This window comes from Nonomuraea sp. B208, assembly GCF_057536035.1.
The window spans coordinates 30,702-47,157 of the sequence record NZ_BAAJOU010000018.1; the positions used below are offsets into that span (position 1 = coordinate 30,702).

14 protein-coding genes are annotated in these 16,456 nt (G+C 70.6%); 13 read left to right on the forward strand and 1 reads right to left on the reverse strand.

All coding sequences use genetic code 11. The annotated features are described in order from the left end of the window. Positions 1 to 32 precede the first annotated feature (32 nt). The 5 genes from AC27IY_RS13735 to dop all read left to right on the forward strand — a co-directional run bounded on the left by AC27IY_RS13735 (position 33) and on the right by dop (position 8,153). Positions 33 to 884, forward strand: coding sequence for a tRNA (adenine-N1)-methyltransferase (locus tag AC27IY_RS13735; RefSeq protein ID WP_487178168.1), 852 nt, complete (start codon positions 33 to 35; stop codon positions 882 to 884). A 204-nt stretch (positions 885 to 1,088) separates the two neighbouring features. Then, positions 1,089 to 2,852, forward strand: coding sequence for a proteasome ATPase (gene arc / locus AC27IY_RS13740; RefSeq protein WP_423448776.1), 1,764 nt, complete (start codon positions 1,089 to 1,091; stop codon positions 2,850 to 2,852). 191 nt (positions 2,853 to 3,043) lie between these two features. Next, positions 3,044 to 5,341 (forward strand): carbamoyltransferase HypF, encoded by a 2,298-nt coding sequence (gene hypF / locus AC27IY_RS13745; RefSeq protein WP_487178169.1) that lies wholly within the window; start codon positions 3,044 to 3,046, stop codon positions 5,339 to 5,341. Positions 5,342 to 5,409: 68 nt separating this feature from the next. Then, positions 5,410 to 6,552 carry an acyltransferase family protein gene (locus tag AC27IY_RS13750; RefSeq protein WP_487178170.1) on the forward strand — a complete coding sequence of 381 codons (1,143 nt, stop codon included), beginning with the start codon at positions 5,410 to 5,412 and terminating at the stop codon, positions 6,550 to 6,552. Between the two features lie 86 nt (positions 6,553 to 6,638). Then, positions 6,639 to 8,153 carry a depupylase/deamidase Dop gene (gene dop, locus AC27IY_RS13755; RefSeq protein WP_344215491.1) on the forward strand — a complete coding sequence of 505 codons (1,515 nt, stop codon included), beginning with the start codon at positions 6,639 to 6,641 and terminating at the stop codon, positions 8,151 to 8,153. Positions 8,154 to 8,180: 27 nt separating this feature from the next. Here the strand turns inward: dop and AC27IY_RS13760 are convergent, their stop codons facing one another. Continuing rightward, positions 8,181 to 8,564 carry a hypothetical protein gene (locus AC27IY_RS13760; RefSeq protein ID WP_487178176.1) on the reverse strand — a complete coding sequence of 128 codons (384 nt, stop codon included), beginning with the start codon at positions 8,562 to 8,564 and terminating at the stop codon, positions 8,181 to 8,183. 169 nt (positions 8,565 to 8,733) lie between these two features. Here AC27IY_RS13760 and AC27IY_RS13765 point away from each other — a divergent pair, with 169 nt between their 5' ends. The 8 genes from AC27IY_RS13765 to AC27IY_RS13800 all read left to right on the forward strand — a co-directional run bounded on the left by AC27IY_RS13765 (position 8,734) and on the right by AC27IY_RS13800 (position 16,449). After that, entirely contained in the window at positions 8,734 to 8,943 is a 210-nt protein-coding gene (locus tag AC27IY_RS13765) for a ubiquitin-like protein Pup (protein ID WP_329575500.1), read from the forward strand. A 585-nt stretch (positions 8,944 to 9,528) separates the two neighbouring features. Further along, complete coding sequence (gene prcB / locus AC27IY_RS13770) at positions 9,529 to 10,377, forward strand: proteasome subunit beta (protein WP_371247025.1); 849 nt, start codon at positions 9,529 to 9,531, stop codon at positions 10,375 to 10,377. A gap of 22 nt (positions 10,378 to 10,399) precedes the next feature. Further along, positions 10,400 to 11,230, forward strand: a complete 831-nt coding sequence (gene prcA, locus AC27IY_RS13775) for a proteasome subunit alpha (RefSeq protein WP_487178177.1) — start codon at positions 10,400 to 10,402, stop codon at positions 11,228 to 11,230. 318 nt (positions 11,231 to 11,548) lie between these two features. Continuing rightward, the gene (locus tag AC27IY_RS13780) at positions 11,549 to 12,076 is read left to right on the forward strand and encodes a hypothetical protein (RefSeq protein WP_423470490.1); all 528 of its coding nucleotides are present in this window, start codon (positions 11,549 to 11,551) and stop codon (positions 12,074 to 12,076) included. Between the two features lie 132 nt (positions 12,077 to 12,208). Beyond that, positions 12,209 to 13,567, forward strand: a complete 1,359-nt coding sequence (gene pafA / locus AC27IY_RS13785; protein ID WP_423448771.1) for a Pup--protein ligase — start codon at positions 12,209 to 12,211, stop codon at positions 13,565 to 13,567. Between the two features lie 99 nt (positions 13,568 to 13,666). After that, positions 13,667 to 14,587, forward strand: a complete 921-nt coding sequence (locus tag AC27IY_RS13790; protein ID WP_344215487.1) for an FKBP-type peptidyl-prolyl cis-trans isomerase — start codon at positions 13,667 to 13,669, stop codon at positions 14,585 to 14,587. A 178-nt stretch (positions 14,588 to 14,765) separates the two neighbouring features. Next, the gene (locus tag AC27IY_RS13795; RefSeq protein ID WP_487178171.1) at positions 14,766 to 15,776 is read left to right on the forward strand and encodes an FKBP-type peptidyl-prolyl cis-trans isomerase; all 1,011 of its coding nucleotides are present in this window, start codon (positions 14,766 to 14,768) and stop codon (positions 15,774 to 15,776) included. A gap of 28 nt (positions 15,777 to 15,804) precedes the next feature. Beyond that, the gene (locus AC27IY_RS13800; RefSeq protein ID WP_344215483.1) at positions 15,805 to 16,449 is read left to right on the forward strand and encodes a helix-turn-helix transcriptional regulator; all 645 of its coding nucleotides are present in this window, start codon (positions 15,805 to 15,807) and stop codon (positions 16,447 to 16,449) included. Positions 16,450 to 16,456: the final 7 nt, after the last annotated feature.

The following is a 16,456-nucleotide window of genomic DNA, read 5'->3' on the forward strand; positions in this document are numbered from 1 at the left end:
GAGCCGCCCGAAAGCCCTATAACCTTGCCGCCATGGGTTTCCGCAGGCATGGGCCGTTCCGCCCGGGGGATCAGGTGCAGCTCACCGACCCCAAGAACAAGCGCCACACGATCACGCTCAAAGAGGACGGCGTCTTCCACACCCACAAGGGCGCCATCCCGCACAGCGACCTGATCGGGCAGCCCGAGGGCTCCGTGGTGCGCTCGTCCGGCGGCACCCAATACCTCGCCTTCCGCCACCTCCTCCAGGACTACACGCTCGCCATGCCGCGCGGCGCGGCCGTCATCTACCCCAAGGACGCCTCGATGATCGTCGGCATGGCCGACGTCTTCCCCGGCGCCCGCGTGATCGAGGCGGGGGTCGGCTCCGGCGCGCTCACCTGCTTCCTGCTGCGCGCCGTCGGTCCCGAGGGCCACGTGACGAGCTACGAGCGCCGCCAGGACTTCGCCGACGTGGCGCGCAAGAACGTCGAGAACTTCTACGGCGGCCCCATGGACGAGACCTGGCGGCTGGTGGTCGGCGACCTCAACGACTCCATCGACGAGGCCGACGTCGACCGGGTGATCCTCGACATGCTCGCGCCGTGGGAGTGCGTCGACGCCGCCGCCAAGGCCCTCACGCCCGGCGGCGTGATCTGCTGTTACGTGGCCACGACCACCCAGCTGTCGAAGACCGTCGAGGTCATTCGCGATCACGGGTGTTTCACCGAGCCGCATGCGTGGGAGACCCTGGTTCGCGACTGGCATGTCGAAGGACTCGCGGTGAGACCGGATCATCGGATGATCGGCCACACGGGGTTCCTCGTCTCCGCCCGCCGCATGGCGGACGGAGTGACACCCCCGCCGAGACGCCGCCGACCGAAGGGGACGACCGAAGAACTATGACAATTTGGCCACGAGGGTGCGTTGGTGAGTGACACGGGAACAGATCGTCGTGTTCCTGTGCTGGGAGTATTAAACGCACTATTGAGGATTAATCGCCGAACACTGAATGTCACTCTACGAACACTGCCCGGCCAGGTTACGGAGGGGCCCGAGATAGGTAAGGTCCTTAGTAGTCGCCCTCGACTGGGAAGGAGGTGACGGGGCGTGGCAGCTCGCGATGATGCTGAGGCTCGAGCCGCGCAGCGCGAACGGGAGGTCGCTGATCTTTCAACACAGGTCTCCTTCCTGCAGGAGGAGATCACCGCGCTGAGGCGGAAGCTGGCCGAGTCACCCCGTCAGGCCAGAGTCCTCGAAGAGCGTCTCCATGAGGCACAGGCGAACCTCGCGGCCGTGACCGGCCAGAACGAACGCCTTGTGGCCACACTCAAGGAGGCCAGGGACCAGATCGTCGCTCTCAAGGAGGAGGTCGACCGGCTGGCGCAGCCGCCGTCCGGCTTCGGCACCTTCCTGGAGGCCAGAGAAGACGGCACGATCGAGGTGTTCACCGGCGGCCGCAAGCTGCGGGTGAACGTCAGCCCCGCCGTCGACGTCGATTCGCTGCGGCGTGGCCAGGAGGTCATGCTCAACGAAGCGCTCAACGTGGTCGAGGCGCTCGGCTACGAAGAGGTCGGCGAGATCGTGATGCTCAAAGAACTGCTCGACGAGGGCAAGCGGGCCCTGGTCATCTCGCACGCCGACGAAGAGCGCGTCGTGCGGCTGGCCGACTCGCTGCAGGGCCAGCCCATCAGGGCCGGCGACTCGCTCCTGCTGGAGCCCCGCTCGGGCTACGTCTACGAGCGCATACCCAAGTCCGAAGTCGAAGAGCTCGTGCTCGAAGAGGTCCCCGACATCTCCTACGAGGAGATCGGCGGCCTCGGACGGCAGATCGAGCAGATCAGGGACGCCATCGAGCTGCCCTACCTGCACGCCGACCTGTTCCGCGAGCACATGCTGCGGCCGCCGAAGGGCGTGCTGCTGTACGGCCCGCCCGGCTGCGGCAAGACGCTCATCGCCAAGGCCGTCGCCAACTCCCTGGCCAAGCAGGTCGCGGAGAAGACCGGCCAGTCCGGCAAGAGCTTCTTCCTCAACATCAAGGGCCCGGAGCTGCTCAACAAGTACGTCGGCGAGACCGAGCGGCACATCCGCCTGGTCTTCCAGCGGGCTCGTGAGAAGGCCTCCGAGGGCACGCCGGTGATCGTGTTCTTCGACGAGATGGACTCGATCTTCCGCACCCGCGGCTCCGGCGTCTCGTCCGACGTCGAGAACACCATCGTCCCTCAGCTGCTGTCGGAGATCGACGGCGTCGAGGGCCTGGAGAACGTCATCGTCATCGGCGCCTCCAACCGCGAGGACATGATCGACCCCGCGATCCTGCGGCCCGGCCGCCTGGACGTGAAGATCAAGATCGAGCGGCCGGACGCCGAGGCGGCGAAGGACATCTTCTCGAAGTACCTGCGTCCCGACCTCCCTCTGCACCCGGACGACCTGGCCGAGCACGGCGACTCGCGGCAGGGCACCATCCAGGGCATGATCCAGAGCGTCGTCGAGCGCATGTACACCGAGAGCGAGGAAAACCGCTTCCTCGAGGTGACCTACGCCAACGGCGACAAGGAAGTCCTCTACTTCAAGGACTTCAACTCCGGCGCGATGATCCAGAACATCGTCGACCGGGGCAAGAAGATGGCCATCAAGCAGTTCCTCGAGACCGGCCAGAAGGGCCTGCGGGTGCAGCACCTGCTCACGGCCTGCGTGGACGAGTTCTCCGAGAACGAGGACCTGCCCAACACCACCAACCCCGACGACTGGGCTCGCATCTCCGGCAAGAAGGGCGAGCGGATCGTCTACATCCGCACGCTGGTCTCCGGCAAGCAGGGCAGCGAGGCCGGCCGCTCGATCGACACCGTCGCCAACACCGGCCAGTACCTGTGACCCCTTCCCGAGAGGGCCACGGCGCCTGACGCCGGCACGACGACAAGCGGGAGGGCCTCCGGGCCCTCCCGCTTCGTTTTCCCGGTGCCCGCCGCCCGCCGCTCGGTGCCCGACGCCCTCCGCCCGACGCCGGGCGCGACACGACGCGATAGGCATGCGCCGGCCCGCCTCCGGGGCGCACACTTGGCGATGTGACCACTTCCGATCAGGTGGGGCTCAAGCGCGTCGAGGTGCACGTCGAGGGCGTCCTGCGGGGCGTCGGCTTCCGGCCCTTCGTGCACGCGCTCGCCCGGCGGCTCGGCCTGGCCGGCCAGGTGCGCGACGACGTCGACGGCGTGCACATCGAGATCGAGGGCGCCCGCCCCCGCGTCGCGGAGTTCCTCACCGCGCTCGAACGCGACGCCCCCGCCCTGTCGGAGATCGAACGGGTCACCGTCGTCGGCGCCGAGCCCACCGGCCGTCGCGGGTTCGCCATCGAGGCCGCCGACCCCGCGGGCCCGCGCCGCGCCGCGGTCCCCGCTGACCTCGCCACCTGCGACGACTGCCTGCGCGAGCTCGCCGACCCCGCCGATCGCCGCCACCGGCACCCGTTCGTCTCCTGCGCCGGCTGCGGGCCGCGCTTCACCGTCGTCCGCGCCCTCCCGTACGACCGGCCGTTGACCACCATGGCGGGCTTCGCGATGTGCCCGGACTGCGCGTCCGAGTACCACGACCCCGGCGACCGCCGCTTCCACGCCCCGCCGATCTGCTGCCCCGGCTGCGGGCCCCGGCTGCGGCTGCTCGACCCGGGCGGCGGCGAACTGCCGGGCGATCCCGTCGCCACCGCCGCCGCCCTCCTGCGGGCGGGCCGGATCGTGGCGGTCAAGGGCCTCGGCGGCCACCAGCTCGTCGTCGCCGCCTCCAGCGAGCCGGCCGTCGCCACCCTGCGCCTGCGCGAGCAGCGCGCGGACGAGCCGTACGCCGTCCTGGCCGCCGACCTCGCGCAGGCCGGCCTGCTCTGCGCGATCGACGGGGACGCCGCCAGGCTCCTCACCAGCCGGGCCCGCCCGATCGTGCTCCTGCCCCGCCACGACGCCCCCCACGCCCCGCGTATCGCGCCCTCCGTCGCGCACGGGAGCCGGAGGCTCGGCGTCATGCTGCCCGGTACGCCGCTGCACCACCTGCTGCTGGCCGAGGTCGCCGAGCCCCTCGTACTCACCGGGGGCACCGGTGACGAGCCCATCGCGTACGACGACGCCGACGCCCTGGCCCGGCTCAGCGCGGTCGCCGACGCCTTCCTCACCCACGACCGGCCCATCCACGTCCGCGCCGACGACAGCGTGGTCCGGCCCACGGCCGGCGGGGTCGCCGGCGGGGTCGTCGTGCTGCGGCGGGCGCGCGGTTACGCGCCCGAGCCGTTGCCGCTGCGCCATTTCGTGCCCCGTACCGTGCTGGCCTGCGGCGCCGACCGGGAGAGCACCTTCTGCCTGGCCCGCGACCGGCGCGCGTTCGTCTCGCCGCCCTTCGGCGACCTGGACAACGACGAGGCCCGGCGCTCGTACGCGGCCGGCATCGAGCACTTCCTCGCCCTGTTCGACCTGTGCCCCGAGATCGTCGCCCACGACCTGCACCCCGGGCACCGCTCCACCCGGCACGCCCTCGCGATCCCCGGCGTCGAGCATGTCGCCGTCCAGCACCACCACGCCCACATCGCCTCCTGCCTGGCCGACAACGGCGAGCGGGGCCCCGTGATCGGCGTCGCCTTCGACGGCTCCGGCCACGGCACCGACGGCACCGTCTGGGGCGGCGAGTTCCTGCGCGCCGACCTGGCCGGCTTCGAACGGCTCGGCCGCCTGGAGCCCGTCCCCATGCCGGGCGGCGACGCCGCGGTCCGCGAGCCCTGGCTCATGGCCGCCGCCTACCTCGGCCCCGGCGACGGCCCGCCCAAGCTGGACGTCGTACGCCGCAACGCCGAACGCTGGGCCGCGGCGCTCGCCCTCGCCGCCGGCTCCCCGCTCACCTCCAGCGCCGCCCGGCTCCTCGACGCCGTCGCCGCGCTCCTCGGGGTCCGGGACCGGATCACCTATGCCGGTCAGGCCGCGTACGAGCTGGAACAGCACGCCGACCCCGCGGAGACCGGCTGCTACCGCGCCCGTCTCACGCCGGGGGAGCCGCTCACCGTGCACGGCGCCGACCTCGTCCGGGCCGCCGCCCGCGACCTGGAGTCCGGGCGGCCCACCCCGGTCATCGCCGGCCGTTTCCACAACGGCGTGGCCGACGCCGTGGCGCGCGCCTGCGCCGCGCTCAGGGACGCCACCGGCCTCACGGCGGTCGCCCTGTCCGGCGGCGTCTTCCAGAACGTGCTCCTCACCGAGCGCACCGTGCGGCGGCTGCGCGCGGCCGGCTTCCGCGTCCTCACCCACCGGCGGGTGCCGCCCGGCGACGGCGGGCTCAGCCTGGGCCAGGCCGTCGTCGCCGCGGCCCGCGATCGGGCCCGCCTATCACGCTGACGCTCCGTGACGGAAGTGAACAGCGGGACCAGGGGAACCAAAGTGATCGCTGTGGCGTCAAAAGGGGCGTGCGCACCCCCAACCGGCCGAAGCATGCCCGGGAGCACGGCCGGTTGGCCGAGCTCGACCTCCTCCGGTTCCTCGCCGCCCTCGCGGTCGTCGCCTTCCACTACCTCGTGGCGTACGCCAGCGTGTGGGGCGACCGGCCCGCCGAGCTGTTCCCGGCCGTGGCCCCCGTGGCCGGGCTCGGCATCCTGGGCGTCGAGCTGTTCTTCATCATCAGCGGGTTCGTCATCCTCATGACGGTGTGGGGGAAGGGGCTCGGCGCGTTCGCCCGTTCCCGTCTGGTGCGGCTGTACCCGGCGTACTGGCTGAGCCTCGCGGCCGTCGCCGCCCTCTACGGCCTCACCGGCGCCAAGGCCCTGGACCCCAAGCTGTCCACCGGCGAATACCTGCTGAACGCGACCATGTTCCAGCGGCTGTTCAAGGTCACCGACGCCAGCGGCGTCTACTGGTCGCTCTGGGCGGAGCTGCGCTTCTACCTCCTCATGGCCATCCTCGTGATCGTCGGCGTCACCTACGGGCGCGTCCTCGCCTTCTGCGGGATCTGGCTGGCCGCCGCGCTCGCGCTCAAGGTGCTCCAGCACGGCGACGTCGCCGTCCACCCGGTGATCACCGAGACCGTCATGCCCGACTACGCCCCCTACTTCGTCGCCGGCATGGGCCTCTACCTCGTCCACAAGCACGGCCACGCCTGGCTGCCGTGGATCTACGTGGCCGCCGGCTACGCCCTGTCGCTCGACAGCGCCCTGGCCCGCGTGCACCGCCGCATCGACGCCGCCGGGTTCAAGAACATGCCGGTCACCGACACCAGCGTGATCATCGCGATCACGATCGTCTTCGCCCTCATGGCGCTGGCCGCCACCCGGGTCCTGCGGCTCAAGCCGTCGCGGACGCTGACCGCGCTCGGCGGCATCACCTACCCGCTCTACCTGTTCCACAGCGTCGTGGCCGTCGCCGTCATCCCCGTGCTCAGCGGCGATCTGCCGCCGTGGCTCGTCGCCTGTTGCGCCACGCTGATAGCCGTGCTCCTGTCCTATCTGGTGTACGTCTTTGCCGAACGTCCCATCCAGCGCATACTCAAGCCCCGCGGGCGGGCGGGCGCCTCGGTGGCTTCCGCCGTACAGATGGAAAAAGCGTCGGTGCCATAACCTTGTGGCCCTGGGGCACTGTGAAGGGCATAGGCTCGGGCATATAAACGGCGGATAGACAGACCCGGACGAACAGAGGATGTTGCATGACGGTGCGTCGGGTGATGGGCATCGAGACCGAGTACGGCATCTCCGTACCCGGCCAGCCAGGCGCCAACGCGATGGTGACCTCCTCGCAGGTCGTCAACGCGTACCTCGCCGCCTCGGCGGCCCGCGCGCGCCGCGCGCGCTGGGACTTCGAGGAGGAGAACCCCCTGCGTGACGCGCGCGGGTTCGACCTGGCGAGAGAGGTCGCCGACCCCACCCAGCTCACCGACGAGGATCTCGGGCTGGCCAACGTCATCCTGACCAACGGGGCCCGGCTCTACGTCGACCACGCCCATCCCGAATACTCCGCGCCCGAGTGCACCAACCCCCGCGCCGCCGTCATCTGGGACAAGGCGGGCGAGCGGGTCATGTACGACGCCGCGACCCGGGCCTCGGCCATGCCCGCCAACGCGCCCATCCAGCTCTACAAGAACAACACCGACGCCAAGGGCGCCAGCTACGGCTGCCACGAGAACTACCTCATGCGCCGCGCCACGCCCTTCGCCGACATCGTGCGCCACCTGACCCCGTTCTTCGTCAGCAGGCAGGTCGTCGTCGGCGCGGGCAAGGTCGGCATCGGCCAGGACTCGCGCGGCGAGGGCTTCCAGATCAGCCAGCGCGCCGACTTCTTCGAGGTCGAGGTCGGCCTGGAGACCACGCTCAAGCGGCCCATCATCAACACCCGCGACGAGCCGCACGCCGACCCCGAGAAGTACCGGCGCCTGCACGTGATCATCGGCGACGCCAACATGTCGGAGATCTCCACCTATCTCAAGCTCGGCACCACGGCGCTCGTGCTGGCCATGATCGAGGAGGGCTTCCTCAGCCGCGATCTCGCCGTCGAGAACCCCGTCCAGGCCCTGCGCGCGGTCTCCCACGACCCGACCTGCCGCTACGAGATCGCCCTGCGCGACGGCCGCAAGCTCACGGCCGTCCAGTTGCAGATGGAATACCTGGAGCAGGCGCGCAAGTTCGTCGAGGAGCGCGGCACCGCCCAGGACGAGATGAACAAGGACGTGCTCGACCGCTGGGAGTCCGTGCTCACCCGCCTGGCCGAGGACCCCATGCAGCTCGCCCGCGAGCTCGACTGGGTCGCCAAGCTCGAACTCCTGGAGGGCTACCGCAGCCGCGACGGCCTGGCCTGGTCCCACCCCCGGCTCCAGCTCGTCGACCTCCAGTACAGCGACATCCGGCCCGACCGCGGCCTCTACAACCGCCTGGTCGCCCGGGGCCGCATGCAGCGCCTGGTCTCCGAGGAGGAGGTGCAGCGCGCCGTCGAGCACCCGCCCAGCGACACCCGCGCCTACTTCCGCGGCCGCTGCCTGCGCCAGTACAGCGAGTCCGTCGCCGCCGCCTCGTGGGACTCCGTCATCTTCGACATCCCGGGCCGCGAGTCCCTGCAGCGCGTCCCCACCCTGGAGCCCCTGCGCGGCACCAAGGCGCACGTCGGCGAGCTGTTCGACCGCTGCCACACGGCCGCCGACCTGGTCGCCGCCCTCACCGGCGGCGAATGACCGTCCGCTGACGCCGGGGCCGGCCGCTCACAGCAGGCCGATGCCCAGCGTCAGCGTGCCCGCCGCCAGGCCCACGCCGCCCGCCACGGCGAGCCAGATGAGCTTGTTCGGCCTGGTGTCGCCCGGGCGGGCCACCGACAGGAAGAACCCCAGCGGCATCAGGATGGGCGCCGCCACGATGAGCACCCGGGTCAGCGTCCTGACGCCCTCGGGGAGTGCGGTCTGGTCCACGTACAGCATCGCCACCAGGGCGAACAGGACCAGCACGCCCGCGTGCGCGTGCCCCGCCCGCCACAGGCCCCGCCGGACCGGGTTGTCCCGGTAGCCGGGAACGTTCCTCATCAGGAACGTCAGCAGCGACACACCGCCGAACACGATCGTCGGGACTGTGATGAGGAGCACACCTGCCATGGTCAGGGACGTAGTGGACATATCTGAACCTCCGTGTACGTAGGGGATTCATTATTGGATAGCAACACTATCCAGTCAACCGATACAAGATCGCGCAAGGTTGGGCGCGAAATGTCGGACGGTTCGGGGAAGATATGCCTAGAGGCAGTCCCCCAAGCGGAGGTAGGACATGGCAACCAAGGACACCGGCGGCCAGAAGCAGGCCGGACGGCGCGAGACCGAGGTTGAGGAGACCGAGGCCTCGGCGGCGCCCGACGTTCAGGAGCGTCAGGAGAAGCTCACCGACGACGTCGACGCGATCCTCGACGAGATCGACGAGGTCCTCGAGGAGAACGCCGAGGAATTCGTCCGCAGCTACGTCCAGAAGGGCGGGGAGTAACACACCCGGCACGGCACCACCACGATCTAGAGTCACGGCAACACCGAGGACGACGTCGAGCGCGCGCTCGCCCGTCAGGGCGGGCCCTGCGCCGTCGCCCTCGGCGCCCGTCCCTTGAGCGGCCGGACGGGCGGCACCCCATGAGATGAGGCCGCGAACGGGCGAGCGCTCCGGCCCGGCCGGCGCCTCGCTGTCTTCCGTCGCGCGGGCGCCGATCTTTCCTTCCGCGCCTTGAGAGGCCGCGAGCGGCCGTATGAACGCCGGCGTCTCCCAGGCCGGCCACGAGTCCCCACGAACGCACCGAGCACACGCGCGGACGCGCAGCGCCGCACGCTGCCCCCGGACGTGCTGCCATGACCCCGGCCGCGCCCGCCGGCGTTGCGGCAACCCCCGCCTGCCGGCCATCCGATCATGCTGCCTTCGCCGCCGGCTGCAAGGAAACGATCCGGACAATGATCGGCTCGCGCAGGGGTAGGTTGGCCGCGGCGGGGGAGGGTTCGCCGTGAGCTGATCGTGGGAAGTGCAGACAGCGACGCAACAACAGTAGGGTCGCCCTAGGGACAGTGACGTTTGGGAGGGAGTCGCGTGGCATCGCACAGGGATCTGCCCGTCGGCTTGGTGAATCAGCTTTTCCAGAACAATGGGAGCTCCTCGTTCACGGAGTTCGTCAGCTCCTACGCGCCGGAATTGCTGCCACGGCGGGATGAGGTTCTGGCCACCCCGATCGGCGACCAGGTTCCGCACGCGACCACGATCGTCGCCGCCACCTTCGCGGGCGGGGTGATCATGGCGGGTGACCGGCGGGCGACGTCGGGCAACGTGATTTCGCAGCGTGACGTGCAGAAGGTGTTCAGGACCGACGACTATTCCTGCATGGGCATCGCGGGCACGGCGAGCACCGGCATCGAGTTCGCCCGGTTGTTCCGGGTGGAGCTCGAGCACTACGAGAAGCTCGAAGGCCGCACGATGTCGGTGGCGGGCAAGGCCAACCGGCTGGCGACCATGATCAGGGGCAATCTCGGCATGGCGATGCAGGGGCTGGTGGTGGTGCCGCTGTTCGCCGCCTACGACCCCGACAAGGACGAGGGCCGCATCTTCAGCTACGACGTGGCGGGCGGGCCCTACGAGCGCGAGCGGTTCGACGCGATCGGCTCCGGCTCGATCTTCGCCCGCGGGTCGCTGAAGAAGCTCTACCGCGACGGCGCGTCGGCCGACGACATGGCGATGACGCTCATCCAGGCGCTCTACGACGCGGCCGACGACGACTCGGCGACCGGCGGCCCCGACGTGACCAGGAAGATCTGGCCGGTCGTGGGCGTCATCGACGCCGACGGCTTCCGCCGCCTCACCGACGAGCAGGTCGCCGGCTACGTCGACCAGATGCTCGAAGCCCGGATGATCTCGCCCGACGGCCCCATCGCCCCGCTGCGCTAGAAAGGACCACCTGCCCGTGTCCATGCCTTTTGGATATGCGTCCCCTGAGCAGATCATGCGGGACAAGGCCGACTACGCGCGCAAGGGCATCGCGCGGGGCCGGTCGGTCGTCGTGCTCCAGTACGTCGACGGCATCCTGTTCGTCGCGCCCAACCCGTCACGGGCGCTGCACAAGATCAGCGAGATCTACGACCGCATCGGGTTCGCGGCCGTGGGCCGCTACAACGAGTTCGAGGAGCTGCGGCTCGGCGGCATCCGCTACGCCGACATCAACGGCTACACCTACGACCGCTCCGACGTGACCGGGCGTGGCCTCGCCAACCTCTACGCCTCCAACCTGGGGCGCATCTTCACCGAGTCGATCAAGTCGCTGGAGGTGGAGGTCGTGGTCGCCGAGGTCGGCGAGACCAAGGACGGCGACGCCATCTACCGGCTCACCTTTGACGGGTCGGTCTTCGACGAGCACGGCTTCGCCGCCATGGGCGGGCAGGCCGAGGCGGTCGCGGGGCGGCTGAAGGAGCGTTACCGCGAGTCGATGTCGCTGGCCGACGCGCTCGAAGTGGCGCTGACAGCGCTGACCGAGCCGGGCGGGGAGCGGCCGCCGGTGGGCCAGCTCGAAGTGGCGGTGCTCGACCGCAACCGTGAGCACCGCAAGTTCCTGCGGCTGACGGGGGCCCGGCTGGAGCGACTGCTCGCCCAGACGACCCAGCCGCCCGCCTCGCCGCCTTCGTCGTCCGAGTCGGAGGAGCCGCCCTCCACCGGCTCCGCCGGTTCGTCGTCCGGCTCCTCCGGCGACACCCCGCCGCCCACGGGCCCCGAAGGCCCGGTCGACGACGGCTCCTCACCCCTGTAACCCCACACCCGTTCCCCGGCGGGGCCGCCACTCGCGCGGCCCCGCCACTCGTGCTTCCGGGACGTGTCCGGTCCCGCCGTTCGCGCGCCCGGCGCGGTGTGCGGCAGGCCGTGTACGCAGGGCCTGCCGTGTACGCAGGGCCTGCCGTGTACGCAGGGCCTGCCGTGTACGTGGCCCCTGCCGTGTGCGTGGCCCCTGCCGTGTGCGCCGTCCCGAACGTTCGCGTCGCCACTGTTCGCGGTGCCTGGCCGGGGCGGTGTGAGCTGGATCACCCGGGTGGGGGCGAACCGGAGGCGGGTGGTGTTGGTCTCAAGGGGCGTGAACACTTCGTTGCGCACCCTCCTCGCCGGCGGGGCGGCCGCCGCCGCGCTGGTGGCGTCCGGCGGCGCCGCACAGGCCGCGACCGCCGCCTACCCCCACTACAAGGCGCCGAAGATCTTCGGCACCACCTTCCAGCCCGACCCGAAGCACGACTTCACCAAGCGCATCAGCTCCCGCCACGACGGGATCCTGCGCGGCTGGATCACCCACGTGAGCGGCGGCGTGGCCGAGTACCAGCCGATCAAGTGGAAGCGGGACAAGCACACCGAGGGCTATTTCGTGGGCCCGGGCGAGGGCGACGCGACCGCCTACGCCTCGCCGATCGCGAAGAACGTGGAGTTCCTGTCGGCGTACGGCTGCAAGCAGTCGGGCGGGTCGCTCACGGTGAGCAGGAAGACCGGCCTGGGCGCCAAGCGGTGCTCGGCGTCGGTGCTGGTCAAACGGCACGGCAAGCAGCGTCAGCCGGCCCTCATCACGGTCTACCGGGGCAAGATCGTCAAGGTCCAGGAGATCTACGTCCCGTGAGCGCGCCGCCGTGCTCATTCAGGGGCGGGCACGGCGCTGCCAACAGGGACAAAACATCCCATACAGGTCCGCCATTGAAAACACCCGGCAAGATCTCTCCCGCTCGCCGATCCATGGGCATAGTGTGAGGTGATGGATCGTCGCATCTTCGGGCTGGAGAACGAGTACGGCGTGACCTGCACGTTCAGGGGGCAGCGCAGGCTGTCCCCCGACGAGGTCGCGCGCTACCTGTTCCGGCGAGTCGTGTCCTGGGGCCGATCGAGCAACGTCTTCCTCCGCAACGGCGCCCGCCTCTACCTCGACGTGGGCAGCCATCCTGAATACGCAACACCCGAGTGTGACAACGTCATCGAGCTCGTCACCCACGACAAGGCGGGCGAGCGCATCCTCGAAGGTCTCCTCGTGGACGCCGAGAAGCGGCTGCGCGAAGAGGGCATCGCGGGCGACATCTACCTGTTCAAGAACAACACCGACTCGGCGGGCAACTCCTACGGCTGCCACGAGAACTACCTCGTCGGCCGGCACGGTGAGTTCGGCCGCCTGGCCGACGTGCTGATCCCGTTCCTGGTGACCCGGCAGATCGTCTGCGGCGCCGGCAAGGTGCTGCAGACGCCGCGCGGGGCCGTCTACTGCGTCTCCCAGCGGGCCGAGCACATCTGGGAGGGCGTCTCCAGCGCCACCACCCGGTCGCGGCCCATCATCAACACCCGCGACGAGCCGCACGCCGACGCCGAGCGCTTCCGCAGGCTGCACGTCATCGTCGGCGACTCCAACATGAGCGAGACCACGATGCTGCTCAAGGTCGGCGCCACCGACCTGGTGCTGCGCATGATCGAGTCCGGCACGGTGATGCGCGACCTGTCGCTGGAGAACCCGATCAGGGCCATCCGCGAGGTCTCCCACGACATGACCGGGCGGCGCCGGGTGCGCCTGGCCAACGGGCGCGAGGCGTCGAGCCTGGAGATCCAGCAGGAATACCTGTCGAAGGCGAAGGACTTCGTGGACCGGCGCGGCGGCGACGAGATCGCGCACCGCGTGCTGGAGCTGTGGGAGCGTACGCTGCGCGCGGTCGAGACCGGGGATCTCGACCTGGTCTCGCGCGAGATCGACTGGGTGACGAAATACCAGCTCATCGAGCGCTACCGCAAGAAGTACGACCTGCCGCTCTCCTCGCCCCGGGTGGCCCAGCTCGACCTCGCCTACCACGACGTGCACCGCAAGCGCGGCCTGTACTACCTGCTGCAGAAGCGCGGCTCGGTGGAGCGGGTGGCGTCCGACCTGAAGATCTTCGAGGCCAAGTCGGTGCCGCCGCAGACCACGCGGGCGCGGCTGCGGGGCGAGTTCATCCGCAAGGCGCAGGAGAAGCGGCGCGACTTCACCGTCGACTGGGTGCACCTGAAGCTCAACGACCAGGCGCAGCGCACCGTGCTGTGCAAGGACCCGTTCCGCAGCGTGGACGAGCGGGTGGACAAGCTGATCGCCGGCATGTGAGCCACCGGCTGGACGGGACGCGGGCGGTGCGTTTACCTCGGGCGTACCCGAGGTTCGGGTAGGGTGACGCGAATCTGACGTCTTTTCCGAGGGAAACGCATGCGCCGCGTTCTGGCCGTTCTGGCAGCGATGCCGCTGATCTTCTTCGCCGCGGGATGCGGCTCCGACGACGCCGCATCCGGCGGGTCCACCGGGTTCAAGGTCGCCGGTAACCCCGGCGCCAAGCCCACGGTGACCTTCCCGTCCGGCTCGCCGGCCACCAAGTCGTCCTACGAGGTGATCCAGCCGGGCAGCGGCGCGGAGATCAAGACCGGTGACAAGGTCATCGTCAACCTGACCGTCTGGGACTGGGACGGCAAGACCAACGCCGCCCAGGGCTCGTCGTACGACACCAAGGCCCCCGAGACGATCTCGGTCAACGAGCAGCTCCCGCAGGTGCTGCAGGAGGGCTTCACCAAGGTCAAGCACGGCGGCCGGCTGCTGGCCGTGCTGGCCAACGACTCGGTCCCCGCGCAGCAGCAGCAGACCTCTCCTGCCGAGCCGACCAAGGTGTTCGTCTTCGACGTGGTCGGCACGCAGCCGCCCGCGCTGAAGGCCGCCACCGGCAAGGAGACCAAGGAGTCCATCAAGGGCGTCAAGGTCGAGAACCCGGGCGGCGAGAAGGCGCCGACGCTCACCACCAAGACCGGTGAGAAGCCGCCGGGCGAGCTCGTCGTCAAGACGGTGATCGAGGGCACCGGCGCCAAGGTGCAGCCCAACCAGACGCTCGCCGTCCACTACACGGGCAAGATCTGGGGCACCGACAAGCAGTTCGACTCGAGCTGGGAGCGGGGCGAGGCGGCCGAGTTCCCGCTGAGCGGGGTCATCCAGGGCTGGCAGCAGGGGCTGGCCGGGGTGCCGGTCGGCAGCCGGGTCGTCATGAGCATCCCGCCGAACCTGGGCTACGGCGACCAGGAGCAGCCGAACATCCCGGCCAACAGCACGCTGGTGTTCGTCGTGGACGTCCTGGCCGCCTACTGAGCCACGACCCGGCCCCGGTGCCCGCCATTTGGGGGTTTCGCGGGGTTTGTGGTGGGTCGGCGCGGTAGCATCGCGAGCCCCGGGGACTGCCTGCCCCGGGGCTCGCCGCGTAGGGGAGGGCCCGATGCTCCGCCGTGCCACCGCCCCCAGGGCCGTTTCCAGGACCGGGCCCAGGCTCGTGTCCAAGCTTGCTTCCGGGCCCGTCCCCGAGCGCGCGTTCAGGCCCGCGCTGAAGCTCCTGTCGGCGCTCGTGCCGAAGACCGCGCGCAAGCCCATGCCGGTGCTCGTACGGGAGCTTGGGCCGGTGTTTGGGCCGGTGCTCGTGGTCGCGGTGCTCGCTGGGTGTACCGGGGCGCCTGCTCAAGGGCTGGAGCTGAAGGTGGCCGGGGCGTTCGGGGCGCGGCCCACGGTCGACTTTCCCGACGGTAAGCCCGCGCCCGGCCTCCAGGTGGACGAGCTGACCACTGGCAAGGGTGCCCGGCTGGAGCCGGACGATGTGGCGGTCGTGCAGTACACCGCCCACGTCTGGGACGGCGGGCGCAACCGCCTGGTCGACTCCAGCTTCACCCGTGGCGCGCCCGCCGCGTTCCCCGTGGGCGGCCTGCTGCCCGGCCTGGACCGGGCCCTGGAGGGCCGTACGGTCGGCAGCCGGGTCATCGCCGCCGTCCCGCCCGGCGGCGGCTTCGGGCCCAATCCGCCGCGCGGCGTGGGCCCCTCCGACGAGCTGTTCTACGTCGTGGACATCCTCGGCGCCCACCACAAGGGCGCCTCGGTCGAGGGCCGCGCGGGCACGCTGGCGGGCGTGCGCGTGAGCGCCGGCGCGCGGCCGGCGCTCCAGGTGCCCGCCGCTGCTCCGCCGGCCCGGTTCGCGTCCACGGTGCTCGAACGGGGCTCAGGTCCCAAGGCCAGGCCCGGCCGGCTCGTCGTCACCCAGTACGCGGGCGCGGTCTGGGGCAGCCGCCGCGTCTTCGACACCACGTGGACGAGCGGCCTGCCGAAGGCGTTCAAGCTGGGCGACGGCGGCCTCATCAGGGCCTGGGAGCGGGCGCTGACCGGTGTCCCCGCCGGCAGCCGGGTGCTGATGGTCGTCCCGCCCGCGTACGGCTACGGCGCCCCCGGCTTCCCCGCGTACGGGATCAAGGGCTCCGACACCCTCGTCTTCGTCGTGGACGTGCTGGCCGTCTACTGAGCGGGGCCGCGCGCATAGACTCCCGCCTGTGAGCATCGACGACCTCGACGCGCTGGCCCTGCTGAACGACCCGGTACGCCGCAGCCTCTACGAGGCGGTCGCGGCCGGCGGCGGCGACGTGGGCCGGGGTGAGGCCGCCGAGGCGGCCGGGGTGTCGCGGACGCTGGCCGGCCACCACCTCGACAAGCTGGTCGAGGCCGGGCTGCTGGAGAGCGGGTTCCGCGCCCCTGCGAAGAAGGGGCCGGGCAGCGGGCGGCCGGCCAAGGTCTACCGCAGGGCCAGGGGCGAGCGCTCGGTGAGCCTGCCGCCCCGCGACTACGTCACCCTCGCCTCGGTCCTCGCCGACGTGGTCGAGCTGCTGGGCGCCGATGAGCAGGCGGAGAAGGCGGCGCGCGGCGCGGGTGAGCGCATCGGCGCGCGGCACGCGGGCGAGCCGGTCGAGCGAGTGCTGGGGGAGCGGGGCTACGAGCCGTACGAGGAGGACGGGCTGGTCCGGCTGCGCAACTGCCCGTTCCACGTGCTGGCCTCGGAGCAGCCGCTGCTCGTGTGCTCGATGAACCTGGCGCTGTGCCAGGGGCTGCTGCGCGGGCTCGGCGAGGACCCGGCGCGGGCGCGGCTGGACGCGCGGCCGGGGGAGTGCTGCGTCGCCCTTTCTAAAACAAATGGAGATTGACATAGAA

Excerpts from the sequence above, each read along its gene's own strand:
- AC27IY_RS13735 (WP_487178168.1), top strand. The coding sequence starts at position 33 with ATGGGTTTCCGCAGGCATGGGCCGTTCCGCCCGGGGGATCAGGTGCAG.
- dop (WP_344215491.1), top strand. The coding sequence starts at position 6,639 with ATGACGGTGCGTCGGGTGATGGGCATCGAGACCGAGTACGGCATCTCC.
- AC27IY_RS13760 (WP_487178176.1), bottom strand. The coding sequence starts at position 8,564 with ATGGCAGGTGTGCTCCTCATCACAGTCCCGACGATCGTGTTCGGCGGT.
- AC27IY_RS13765 (WP_329575500.1), top strand. The coding sequence starts at position 8,734 with ATGGCAACCAAGGACACCGGCGGCCAGAAGCAGGCCGGACGGCGCGAG.
- prcA (WP_487178177.1), top strand. The coding sequence starts at position 10,400 with ATGCCTTTTGGATATGCGTCCCCTGAGCAGATCATGCGGGACAAGGCC.
- pafA (WP_423448771.1), top strand. The coding sequence starts at position 12,209 with ATGGATCGTCGCATCTTCGGGCTGGAGAACGAGTACGGCGTGACCTGC.
- AC27IY_RS13790 (WP_344215487.1), top strand. The coding sequence starts at position 13,667 with ATGCGCCGCGTTCTGGCCGTTCTGGCAGCGATGCCGCTGATCTTCTTC.